Below are 10868 nucleotides of genomic sequence, written 5' to 3'. Positions count from 1 at the left end.
CATTTTTACCCTTGATAATACTACTATACTTAAATATGTAAAGTTTTGTAACGACATTCAACATTTCTGCTACAGGGGTTTCCGCTTTTATGAGGTAAATCTTAAGCCCCCTCCTCGCAAGCGAGGAGGGGGTTGGGGGTGGGGTTCTTGTACCTCATAACATCGGGAAGTGCTGTAAAACATAATATCCGTTGCTACTATTATCAGTAACAACGGATATTATTAGCATATATTCCCTGACAAATGGGGAATATTTAACTACTTATCTTTCTTCTCAAACCGAGGGGGTTCGCGGAAGGCGATCGCAAAAAAGAGAACACCGATGGCGAGGGTTAAAATCAAGATGTAAGCAACACTTTCCATATTTTTCAGATCCTGCCTGTTGAGCCAGTAATTTTAGTTGACCAAGCCGGGGAAAAAGCATGAAGTAGATATTTTCCACTTCATAGCTCATCCAAGTTTTAAGCTTCGTTACGGACACGAGTTGACTTGTCGCCCACTTTCTGGAACAGACCCCATTCAACTTGTTCTTCTTCAATTTCCACACCAGCAAATACATCACGGTAGATAGTCCGTGAACCGTGCCATAAGTGACCAAAGAAGAATAATAAAGCGAATACAGCATGACCGAAAGTAAACCAACCTCTGGGAGAAGTACGGAATACACCGTCAGAGTTCAAAGTTTCTCTGTCAAATTCAAAAATCTCGCCACCTTGAGCTTTCCGGGCGTACTTCTTGACATCAGCGGGGTCTGTGAAGGTTTGACCATTCAGATTACCACCGTAGAAGCTGACAGTCACGCCAGTTTGTTCAAAGCTATATTTAGATTCTGCCCGACGGAAGGGGATGTCAGCACGGACAACACCATCTTTATCGGTCAAAATTACGGGGAAAGTTTCAAAGAAGTTAGGTAAACGACGAACTGTTAATTCCCGGCCTTCGGCATCTGTGAACACAGCGTGACCTTGCCAAGATTGGGCAATACCATCACCTTTCACCATTGCGCCTGTACGGAATAGACCACCTTTAGCGGGGCTATTGCCAACGTAATCGTAGAATGCCAATTTTTCAGGAATTTTCGCCCAAGCTTCGGTCAAAGTAGCGCCTTCTGCCACACTGGTTTGCACACGACGCTGAATTTCTTGACGGAAGTAGCCTTGATCCCACTGATAGCGGGTAGGTCCAAACAGTTCGATGGGGGTAGTAGCGTTACCGTACCACATAGTTCCAGCGACGACGAAAGCAGCGAAGAATACCGCCGCGATACTGCTAGAAAGTACGGTTTCAATATTACCCATCCGTAGGGCTTTGTAGAGCCTTTCGGGGGGTCTAACTGTGAGGTGGAATAAACCTGCAATAATACCAACTACACCCGCTGCAATGTGGTGAGCAACAACGCCACCGGGGTTAAAGGGGTTAAACCCAGCCGGACCCCATTCTGGCGCTACTGGCTGAATACTGCCAGTGAGTCCGTAAGCATCAGATACCCACATTCCAGGACCAAAGAGTCCAGTTTGGTGGAAAGCACCAAAACCAAAACAAAGTAACCCGGATAAGAACAGGTGAATACCAAACATTTTTGGCAAGTCTAGGGCAGGTTCACCTGTGCGAGGATCTCTAAAGAGTTCCAAATCCCAGAAAACCCAGTGCCACACGGCAGCCAAGAATAATAAACCAGAGAGAACGATGTGAGCCGCAGCAACACCTTCAAAAGACCAGAAACCGGGGTCTACTGCTGTGCCACCAGTTACACTCCAACCGCCCCAAGATTCGGTCACGCCTAAACGTGCCATGAAGGGAAGTACGAACATCCCTTGCCGCCACATGGGGTTAAGAACTGGATCACTGGGGTTATAAATGGCTAGTTCGTACAGTGCCATTGAACCTGCCCAACCAGCTACTAAAGCTGTGTGCATTAAGTGTACAGAAATCAGCCGACCTGGATCGTTCAGAACGACTGTATGTACTCGATACCAAGGTAGTCCCATTAACTACAAGCCTCCTGGATAGTTATGTTGACAAAGCAATTTTGTGACTAAGGTTCTAAAATGACGGAAATCGCCAATCATTAGGAATCTCTGAGTTTTTTATTGCTGATTTTGATTTTGGTAATGCTGATGAACCACCATAACTTGATTCTTTTGTCAAGAACTTGCTATGGGAGTGTTTGAGCAATCCCTAAACAAAAATGAGAATATTTTAAAAAGTGTAACTATTGATGGCACGCTTTGCAAGCGTTTCCATCCTTGAGGTTACGGAGTTTGTGGTTTGAATGTCGCTATCAGTCGCCAGAAATGCTGATGATAACCTCATCTATCTGGAAAGCTGAAGTTTTTTAAGTCCACTATTCCAGGATAAAACTAAATTGGGGTTTTACCAGGCGATCGCTCTTTGAATAATTACCAGTTTTATTTTAGACTTAGTTTACGCAGGTAAATTCTAGCTATGGGGGAAGGATAGACGCAAGTGATCAACCACAATTATGAAACTAACAGATCATCTCTGGTTGAAGTCAATAAATATCTAATAAAGCATACTTTAATAAATATTAGAGGAAATATAAGAAAATATAATTACTTACTATAGTTTGTCCGCTTCATGATCAAGATTTAGATATTAAGCATGACAGAAATGTTATGGCAGTGCCGATGGTCTGAATTATAATCGGATGTGCAGCATGGGTAAATCAAAAATTGCCCAGAAATAGCATGATTACGGAACTTACACCATGAACACCAAAACCAAAATTGACTGTCCTGTTTGCGGGTATCAAGGAATTGATGGTCATATATGTCCTAGTTGTCACACGGATATTTCTCTAATTCGCTCCTTGGAGGAATTGCCCCAGCAGCCAAAATCTTGGACAAGAGAAATCGCCATTTTAATGTTGGTGATAGGTGTTACTATCGGTGCTGGGGGTAGTTTTTTCTCCCTGCAAACAGCTTTGTATACTACGACTACCCCTCATCGTGTTCCTAAAGTTACTAATAGTCCTACACCCAGTCCACAGATAATTACTACTACTCGCAAGCAGCCGCCAATACTAGCCACTTATAATGTTTATAATGTAAAATCAGGAGATACTCTCAGTGGTATTGCCGGAAGATTGTGTAATAAACCTACTGATTGGCAATTAATAGTTGCAGTTAACCCCGAATTACAAAAGCGGGAAAATAAATTAGATATAAATCAGGTGTTGAAAATTCCTAGTAGCTGCAAAGGCAAAACCCCATGAGTATAATTTGCAGATTGAAGCAAGCTAGTCAGAAAGCTAAAAATTTTGCCCAAAATAAACAATTTGGGAGCGATTTTTTGCTATATAAATTATTTTTTGTTTCTGAAAATATGGTAATCATGTCTGACTTGTGAAAATCTGCCATAGTCAGATACCAGAATGGTTAAATAATTCTGGTATCTAGTTTTTTGAAATCCCATTTTTTAGCTTCTAATACCTGTTAGATAATTCGTTGTTTATCAGCTTCATTAATTAGACTCATATTTTCTAGACAATAACTTAAAGTTTCAGATCCCTGACTACTTTAAGAATTTAGGGATCTTTTTATTCTCGTCCTCCAAGTAAGATAGTGTATCATTATCTTTATCTTTTTGCTCATAATGTACCATGGCTACAATTAACGACAACTACCTAAAACTCAAAGCTGGCTATCTGTTTCCTGAAATTGCGCGACGGGTCAATGCCTTTGCACAGGCTAACCCAGATGCTAAAATCATTCGGTTAGGAATTGGTGATGTCACTGAACCCTTGCCAGAAGCCTGTCGCACAGCCATGATTAAAGCTGTGGAAGATATGGGCGATCGCTCAAGTTTTAAAGGATATGGACCAGAACAAGGTTATAATTGGCTAAGGGAGAAAATCGCCACCCACGACTTTCAAGCCAGAGGGGCAGCCATAGAAGCGGATGAGATCTTTATTTCCGACGGTTCTAAATGCGATTCTGGCAACATTTTAGATATTTTTGGCAAAAATAACGTTATCGCCGTTACTGACCCCGTATATCCCGTTTACGTAGATACTAACGTCATGGCAGGTAACACGGGAGATGCGAACGAAAAAGGCGAATATGGTGGTTTAGTTTATTTACCTGTTACTGCTGAAAATAATTTTACAGCGGAAATTCCTAGCCAAAAAGTTGATTTAATTTATCTTTGCTTTCCTAATAATCCCACAGGTGCAACTGCTACGAAAGAACATTTGCAAGCATGGGTAAATTATGCTAAAGCCAACGGTTCAATTATCTTTTTTGATGCTGCTTACGAAGCATTTATTAAAGATCCTAGTTTACCTCATTCTATTTTTGAAATAGAAGGCGCTAGAGATTGTGCAATTGAATTTCGTTCTTTCTCTAAAAATGCCGGGTTTACTGGGACTCGTTGCGCTTTAACTGTTGTTCCCAAAACCCTCACCGCTAAAGCTGCTGATGGTTCTAATGTCGAACTTTGGAAACTTTGGAATCGTCGTCAGTCTACTAAATTTAATGGCGTTTCTTATATTATTCAAAGAGGTGCAGAAGCGGTTTATTCAGAAGCAGGACAAACACAAATCAAAGCTTTAGTAAACTTCTATTTAGACAATGCTAAAATCATCCGTCAAGAACTCACCAACGCAGGTTTAAATGTTTATGGGGGCGTAAATGCACCTTATGTATGGGTGAAGACTCCCCATGGTTTATCCAGTTGGGAATTTTTTGATAAGTTATTAGAAACTGTGAATGTGGTGGGAACTCCTGGTTCTGGGTTTGGTGCTGCGGGTGAGGGTTATTTCCGCATTTCGGCCTTTAATAGTCGGGAAAATGTGGAAGAAGCCATGAAGCGAATTACCTCTAAGTTTAAGGTGTAATTCAAGTTTAATTATTTGTGGTGGGTCATTCCCACCCTGCTTTTTGTTAGAATTAATCTATTAAGAGTAATAAATGCTATGAGTGTAGCTATTCCTGTTTTCAAAGCCGTAAGTCAGATACAATTAACACCTGGTAGTACAGTTAATATTTCAGATGTTAGCTGGGAAGAATTTGAAGCGATTTTACAAGAACTGGGAGAAAAAAGAGCTTCACGAATTGCCTATAATCAAGGTAATTTAGAAATTATGCTCCCTTTACCTGAGCATGAAATTTCCAAAGATCTAATTTCTGATATTGTTAAAATATTGTTGAAAGCTAAAGGGATTAAATATCAACCTTTTGGTTCAACAAGTTTCAAAAAACAAGGTACAGCAGGAATTGAACCAGATGCTTGTTTTTATATTCAAAATTATCAACAAATGATTGGTTTGCGGAGGTTACAACCTGATCATCTACCACCAGATTTAGCTATAGAAATTGATGTGACATCAAAAACAACTCTTGATGCTTATGGAGCGATTGGAGTTCCAGAATTATGGATATATGATAGTGGTAAATTGGCTATTTATTTGTTGAAAAATGGTAAATATATCAAATCTGATCAAAGTCCCTATTTTGAAGATATAGCTATTACTCAGATTATCCCTAATGTGATCAAAAGGAGTTGGGAAGTAGGCAGTTTTCAGGCTTTGGAAGAGTTTACAACGATGATCTAAATCTAATTTCTCATCATAATTCCCTATTCTCTCCTTTCCCCTGTAGTTCTAATTAATTCCCCTATCAAAGCCACAATAGCAGTCATCGAAATTAACATTACACTTAAAGCATTAATATCCGGTTTGACTCCCGTTCTAATGCGACTAAAAATTTCCATTGGTAAGGTATTAGTCCCACTTCCCGCAGTAAAACTAGCAATTAAAAAATCATCTAAACTCAATACAAACGCTAATAAACAACCGGAAATAATTGCTGGCATTAATTGAGGTAATAAAACTAAAATAAAAGCTTGTATTGGTGTTGCACCTAAATCTAAAGCTGCTTCTTCTAAATGAGGATTAATACTATTCATGCGCGAAGAAACCACCAAACCCACATAAGATAGACAAAATACAATATGGGCAGCAATAATAGTCCAGATACTCAAAGGAATAGCAAAAGCTGATAAACATACTAACGTAGAAACAGCGATCGCAATATCAGGAATTAATAAAGGTAAATAAGCAATTCCCTGATATAATCTCTTGCCAGGAAAGTCATAACGTGCTAACCCCACAGCCATTAATGTTCCCAAAATTTTTGTTTATATATATTCATGTCAATATACCCAATATTTAACTATCATATTATATGACAATATGGTTCTTTGAGAAAGAAAATAGAAAATTAAGAAAATTGATCATCTTTTTTCTTGGTATTAAATTAGCCTAAATAATGTATGGTATTATACTATTTTTTTCCGTTCTATTTCCAGCACCAAATCCCAAAAATAACTATTCTATTATGTGTATTATGTCTATTTATTCCTCAAGTATCAGACATTTATATTACCTCAGATAGACAAAAAATATCAAATATAAAACATAAGATCTAATAGCAATTATAAATAAGGATGCTTTTTCTATTTTTGGCTATTTTTCTGTTAGTTATTTCATTTATTAATCAACTAACTAGAAGTAGAAATCTGATATTTTAGGAGATTTATCATGAAAATTGCCCAGGTTTCTCCACTGTGGGAAAGAGTACCACCACCAGCTTATGGTGGTATAGAATTAGTAGTAGGTTTATTAACTGATGAATTAGTCCGTCGGGGACATGAAGTGACTTTATTTGCATCAGGAGATTCTTTAAGTTTAGCTAAGTTAGTATCAGTTCATCCCCGCGCTTTAAGGTTAGATCCTACTATTAAAGAACCTGGTATTTATGAAATGTTACTGTTAGGTTTAGTTTATGAACAAGCAGAAAATTTTGATATAATTCACTCTCATGTAGGACTAGGATCACTAGTTTACGCCAATTTAGTTAAAACTCCTACAGTTCACACTTTACATGGAATTTTTACTCCAGATAACGAAAAAATTTTTAAATATAGCAAAAAACAGCCTTATGTTAGTATTTCTAATTCTCAGCAAGAACCCAGATTAGGCTTAAACTATGTAGACACTGTTTATAATGGCATTGATGTTAGTAGTTATGAATTTTATCCTCAACCAACAGAACCACCTTATTTAGCTTTTTTGGGAAGAATGTCTCCCGAAAAGGGACCCCATTTAGCAATTGAAATTGCTCAAAAAACTGGTTGGAAGTTAAAAATAGCAGGTAAGGTAGATGTGGTAGATTTGGAATATTTTACGCAAAAAATTAAACCACATATTGATGGTAAGCAAATTGAATATTTAGGTGAAGCTAATCATATCCAAAAAAATGCCCTCATGGGTGGTGCTTATGCGACTTTGTTTCCCATTACTTGGCGAGAACCTTTTGGTTTAGTTATGGTAGAATCAATGGCATCAGGAACACCTGTAATTGCAATGCGACTGGGTTCAACGAGGGAAGTTATTGTGAATGGGGAAACCGGTTTCCTTTGTAATAATGTGGAAGAATGTATTAATTCTCTTGACAGGGTAGCTGATTTAAATCGTTACGCTTGTCGTCAATATGTGGAAGAAAATTTTAGTGTTCAAAAAATGACTGATGGTTATGAAGTGGTTTATCAAAAACTAATTGCAGAAAAATTAGCGCAACAAAATGGTTATTTACGTAATAGTAATACTCTAGTTAGTTAATAATCAATTAGATACAGCAGTTTCCGATATGATGAGGTACGGATATTAATGATAAAAATAAAAATCTTGTGGTGCGGGCATCTTGCCTGCACAAAGTGTACTTCACTCAAGCTCAACTTGCTGTATTAATGATAACAATCTTGTTTTGCGGGTATCTTACCTGCTCAAGGTGTACCTGACTCTGAGGGTAATACGTTGTATCTGTTTTTCATCATCCTTGTAGAGACGTTCCATGAAACGCCTCTGCTTCTTTATTTAAACACCTTTTTGATGTTTAACTTCAACCACTGTATGTACATTTCCACGGGGGGTAAAATCGGTTTTTACAGTCACTTCTAAAGGATCACAAGCTGCGACAAAATCATCTAAAATTTGATTGGCTGTTTCTTCATGGGAGATATAGCGATCGCGGTAACTGTTAATATAAAGTTTGAGTGCTTTCAACTCTACCACCCGTTGATCTGGAATGTAACTAATATAAATGGTCGCAAAGTCAGGATAACCGGAAAACGGACATTTACAAGTAAATTCTGGTAAAGTAATATTAATATCATAGCGTCGTCCGATGCGGGGATTCGGAAAGATAATTAGTTTCCCTTCCGCAATTTCCCGTTCACCATATTTCATTTCTTGAATGTCTGGGGGTAGGGTTTCAGGTGCAAAGTTACTCATTGTGTTAGTAAAAAGAAATGTAGAGATTCACAATTATTAACTTAACAGTTTTTAACATTTCTCCCCAGATTGATAGCTTAATTACTCAATTTCCTTTTCCCAGTCTGGACAATTTTGATTATCCCAACCATGGGGGTGCATAGCACAAACTAACAAGTTACCACCATAAACCTGTCCGTGATAGTGACTACAACCAATACAAGCCGCATTTTTTTCTATTGTAGCTTCTACTGCATAAGGAAAACCCGGATCTACATCTTCAGTGATGTCTTCTAGTTCCCAGTAAATTTCCATAATTGGTTCGGCTAAGTCTTGTAAAAATTGTTCGCGCAACCTAAGGAAGTTATCAACATCTGCTACATAAGTGCTTTGTACTTCTTCAGTAATTTCCTCTGCGAACTCAAAAAAAGCATCTACCATGTCATTCATTCCCAGGAATAACTGCTCTACTTCATCAGCCACGGTTTCGATCATGTCTATTAAGTCTTTTTGCCACTGTTCCATAAACTTCAAGCCCTTACTGGCTAAAAACATGAAGCTTAACGCCATCAGACTGGAACTGCCAGAGTACACGGTAAGTAATTACACTTAAAACCACTTGGGATATTCTGTGATTTTTTAGAATTGACTGTGAAGGTAAAAAATTGTTTTTTACGGTTCTCTTTGCAGCCTTTTTAACTCTTCCTGTAGTTCTCGCACTTGATCCCGCAGCTGATTTACATTATCGCCATGATCTCTATTATGATCTTTATTTTCTTTTTTCGCCTCTTTCCCAGTTGCTTCTTCGTCATCCTCTAGGATGTCTATGCGACGCGGTTCGGAAGGAGGTGTCTTTTGATACGCTTCTCCCGATCCTGATTCATGTTGAGCTTGCTTCATCATATCCTCGACGAAGCGGCGAGCTTCTTCTGTGTTCATCTCGCCTTTAGCCACCATTTCATCTGCTAATTTTTGGACTTGCGATCGCAGTTCGGCTAATTTCCCCCCAGCTTTTTCACTGGCGTAGGAGGCTAACCCAACACCGAGATAAAAAGCTTTTTGTACAATATCTCCAAAACCAGGCATTGCTACTGAAAGCTCCTACAAGTAAGGCGACCCGGAGACTACGCCTACTACAAGCATCCCTTATTGCTGCTACCTTCCGGTCCTGACAAGGTTTGGGCGTTGAAGTTGCATAGATCCAGGTCTTCAGTTATCATAACACGAAAATTCAGAATTTGTATATTATTCCAAAACAATTTGCCATTCAAATAGTTGATAATTGACACAATCGTTCTGTATCAAGGGGTCAGCGGTTACTATTGCCTGTGCTTCATCCATTGACTCAGCCTCAAATAACATCATACCACCACCTTTTTGCGCCCAATAACCTGTTTTGGCTTTGTGTCCTTTAGCAATTAATTGTTGTACGTAGGCTTTGTGGGCGGGTACATATTTGTCAAAGGTCGCCTTATCAACCTTACCAGTTTCAATTTTGACAAACCAAGGCATATATTTGGATGGGATTTTCAATTAGTAATTTCTCGTTGATCACAAAGTATCATAATTTATGATCATATTCCCGCCAATTTATATACTTTTATAATTTATGTATTTTTTTGTAAAAATCGTTGTCAGATCACATAGTCATACTGTACACTTGACTAAGTAAGGTCTCATTTTCAGTTAATCTCTGCTTTCAATTACGAAACTGATCAAACTAAAGTTACCAGGATACCGTTATGCCTAGTAAATTAAATCTCGACACAGGTGAAATCCTCCAACAAGGTGCAAATGGCACCAAAGTTCAACAGCTACAGGAAATCTTAAAAGCACTCAATTTAGATCCGGGGACAATAGATGGTGATTTTGGCAACAATACCATCAAGGCTGTCAAACAGTTTCAGAGTCAAAATGGGCTTGAAGCAGATGGAATAGTCGGAAAAAATACCCAAAATGCTTTAAATAAAGCTCTTGACCAATTAACAACAAATCCAGTACCGTCCCCAACTCCTCAAACAAACGGTTTTGGTGGTGTCACCGGAAAACTACCACTTTCAGCAATTCCGCTGATTAAAAAATTTGAAGGTTGTTATTTAAAGGCTTATCGAGATCCCCGGACTGGTAATTTACCTATCACAATTGGTTGGGGTTCTACAAAAAAAAGAGATGGTAGTAACTGGAAATTAGGTGAAAGCATCACTCAAGAAGAAGCAGATGATTTATTAATGATTCAATTAGAAAATAATTATCTACCATCTCTGCAAAAAATTCCTGTTTGGGATCAGTTAAATGCTAACCAACAGGGTGCTTTATTAAGCTTTGGCTATAATTTAGGTGCTAATTTTTATGGTAATTCCCGTTTCCAAAGTATGACTAGAGTTTTGAGAGATAAAAAATGGGATGAAATTGAAGAAACTTTTCTAAAATACAGAAATCCTGGTAGCAATGTGGAAGTAGGATTAAGACGGAGAAGACAAGCAGAAGCTAACCTATTTTTAACTCCAGTTTAGTTAATAATTGAATATCCGTAGAGAGGTTTCATGAAACCTCTTTACATGACAAGAATCCTATT

General features: G+C 38.3%; 12 protein-coding genes and 1 other RNA gene. 5 read left to right on the top strand and 8 right to left on the bottom strand.

The features are described from left to right. Nucleotides 1-258: 258 nt before the first annotated feature. Together ACIR310F_RS24500 and psbB are read right to left on the bottom strand one after the other, a co-directional pair. Nucleotides 259-363 (bottom strand): photosystem II reaction center protein T, encoded by a 105-nt coding sequence (locus ACIR310F_RS24500; protein WP_071604841.1) that lies wholly within the window; start codon nucleotides 361-363, stop codon nucleotides 259-261. A 98-nt stretch (nucleotides 364-461) separates the two neighbouring features. Continuing rightward, complete coding sequence (gene psbB, locus ACIR310F_RS0117110) at nucleotides 462-1988, bottom strand: photosystem II chlorophyll-binding protein CP47 (protein ID WP_028084883.1); 1527 nt, start codon at nucleotides 1986-1988, stop codon at nucleotides 462-464. A 740-nt stretch (nucleotides 1989-2728) separates the two neighbouring features. Between psbB and ACIR310F_RS0117105 the strand changes: the two genes are divergently transcribed. The 3 genes from ACIR310F_RS0117105 to ACIR310F_RS0117090 all read left to right on the top strand — a co-directional run bounded on the left by ACIR310F_RS0117105 (nucleotide 2729) and on the right by ACIR310F_RS0117090 (nucleotide 5575). Further along, a complete protein-coding gene (locus tag ACIR310F_RS0117105; RefSeq protein WP_028084882.1) occupies nucleotides 2729-3235 on the top strand; it encodes a LysM peptidoglycan-binding domain-containing protein in 507 nt (168 codons plus the stop codon). A 387-nt stretch (nucleotides 3236-3622) separates the two neighbouring features. Further along, nucleotides 3623-4858 (top strand): LL-diaminopimelate aminotransferase, encoded by a 1236-nt coding sequence (locus tag ACIR310F_RS0117095; protein WP_028084881.1) that lies wholly within the window; start codon nucleotides 3623-3625, stop codon nucleotides 4856-4858. A 78-nt stretch (nucleotides 4859-4936) separates the two neighbouring features. After that, a complete protein-coding gene (locus tag ACIR310F_RS0117090) occupies nucleotides 4937-5575 on the top strand; it encodes a Uma2 family endonuclease (protein WP_028084880.1) in 639 nt (212 codons plus the stop codon). Nucleotides 5576-5598: 23 nt separating this feature from the next. Here ACIR310F_RS0117090 and ACIR310F_RS22915 read toward each other — a convergent pair whose 3' ends face one another. Then, entirely contained in the window at nucleotides 5599-6150 is a 552-nt protein-coding gene (locus ACIR310F_RS22915; protein ID WP_331271319.1) for an ABC transporter permease, read from the bottom strand. Nucleotides 6151-6562: 412 nt separating this feature from the next. Here ACIR310F_RS22915 and ACIR310F_RS0117080 point away from each other — a divergent pair, with 412 nt between their 5' ends. Then, nucleotides 6563-7642, top strand: coding sequence for a glycosyltransferase family 4 protein (locus ACIR310F_RS0117080; RefSeq protein ID WP_028084879.1), 1080 nt, complete (start codon nucleotides 6563-6565; stop codon nucleotides 7640-7642). Between the two features lie 255 nt (nucleotides 7643-7897). Here the strand turns inward: ACIR310F_RS0117080 and queF are convergent, their stop codons facing one another. The 5 genes from queF to ACIR310F_RS0117060 all read right to left on the bottom strand — a co-directional run bounded on the left by queF (nucleotide 7898) and on the right by ACIR310F_RS0117060 (nucleotide 9805). Continuing rightward, nucleotides 7898-8314 carry a preQ(1) synthase gene (gene queF / locus ACIR310F_RS0117075; RefSeq protein WP_028084878.1) on the bottom strand — a complete coding sequence of 139 codons (417 nt, stop codon included), beginning with the start codon at nucleotides 8312-8314 and terminating at the stop codon, nucleotides 7898-7900. 81 nt (nucleotides 8315-8395) lie between these two features. After that, nucleotides 8396-8818: a hypothetical protein gene (locus ACIR310F_RS0117070; protein ID WP_028084877.1), complete on the bottom strand. Its 423-nt coding sequence runs from the start codon at nucleotides 8816-8818 to the stop codon at nucleotides 8396-8398. A 147-nt stretch (nucleotides 8819-8965) separates the two neighbouring features. After that, on the bottom strand, nucleotides 8966-9379 hold the full coding sequence (locus tag ACIR310F_RS0117065) for a phasin family protein (RefSeq protein ID WP_028084876.1): 414 nt from the start codon (nucleotides 9377-9379) through the stop codon (nucleotides 8966-8968). Nucleotides 9380-9404: 25 nt separating this feature from the next. Then, an RNA gene (gene ffs, locus ACIR310F_RS24495) (signal recognition particle sRNA small type) lies at nucleotides 9405-9501 on the bottom strand. A 37-nt stretch (nucleotides 9502-9538) separates the two neighbouring features. Beyond that, entirely contained in the window at nucleotides 9539-9805 is a 267-nt protein-coding gene (locus ACIR310F_RS0117060; protein WP_028084875.1) for a YciI family protein, read from the bottom strand. Between the two features lie 230 nt (nucleotides 9806-10035). Here ACIR310F_RS0117060 and ACIR310F_RS0117055 point away from each other — a divergent pair, with 230 nt between their 5' ends. Continuing rightward, nucleotides 10036-10806, top strand: a complete 771-nt coding sequence (locus ACIR310F_RS0117055; RefSeq protein WP_028084874.1) for a glycoside hydrolase family protein — start codon at nucleotides 10036-10038, stop codon at nucleotides 10804-10806. Nucleotides 10807-10868: the final 62 nt, after the last annotated feature.

The sequence above is a fragment of the Dolichospermum circinale AWQC310F genome (assembly GCF_000426925.1).
In the GTDB taxonomy this organism is placed as follows: domain Bacteria; phylum Cyanobacteriota; class Cyanobacteriia; order Cyanobacteriales; family Nostocaceae; genus Dolichospermum; species Dolichospermum circinale.
This window is presented reverse-complemented; position numbering and strand designations above follow the sequence as displayed.

What these genes read in the sequence shown, in the direction of transcription:
- ACIR310F_RS24500 (WP_071604841.1), bottom strand. Translation starts at nt 363, where the DNA reads ATGGAAAGTGTTGCTTACATCTTGATTTTAACCCTCGCCATCGGTGTT.
- ACIR310F_RS0117095 (WP_028084881.1), top strand. Translation starts at nt 3,623, where the DNA reads ATGGCTACAATTAACGACAACTACCTAAAACTCAAAGCTGGCTATCTG.
- ACIR310F_RS0117105 (WP_028084882.1), top strand. Translation starts at nt 2,729, where the DNA reads ATGAACACCAAAACCAAAATTGACTGTCCTGTTTGCGGGTATCAAGGA.
- psbB (WP_028084883.1), bottom strand. Translation starts at nt 1,988, where the DNA reads ATGGGACTACCTTGGTATCGAGTACATACAGTCGTTCTGAACGATCCA.
- ACIR310F_RS0117070 (WP_028084877.1), bottom strand. Translation starts at nt 8,818, where the DNA reads ATGGAACAGTGGCAAAAAGACTTAATAGACATGATCGAAACCGTGGCT.
- ACIR310F_RS0117065 (WP_028084876.1), bottom strand. Translation starts at nt 9,379, where the DNA reads ATGCCTGGTTTTGGAGATATTGTACAAAAAGCTTTTTATCTCGGTGTT.
- ACIR310F_RS0117080 (WP_028084879.1), top strand. Translation starts at nt 6,563, where the DNA reads ATGAAAATTGCCCAGGTTTCTCCACTGTGGGAAAGAGTACCACCACCA.
- ACIR310F_RS0117060 (WP_028084875.1), bottom strand. Translation starts at nt 9,805, where the DNA reads ATGCCTTGGTTTGTCAAAATTGAAACTGGTAAGGTTGATAAGGCGACC.
- ACIR310F_RS0117090 (WP_028084880.1), top strand. Translation starts at nt 4,937, where the DNA reads ATGAGTGTAGCTATTCCTGTTTTCAAAGCCGTAAGTCAGATACAATTA.
- ACIR310F_RS0117055 (WP_028084874.1), top strand. Translation starts at nt 10,036, where the DNA reads ATGCCTAGTAAATTAAATCTCGACACAGGTGAAATCCTCCAACAAGGT.
- queF (WP_028084878.1), bottom strand. Translation starts at nt 8,314, where the DNA reads ATGAGTAACTTTGCACCTGAAACCCTACCCCCAGACATTCAAGAAATG.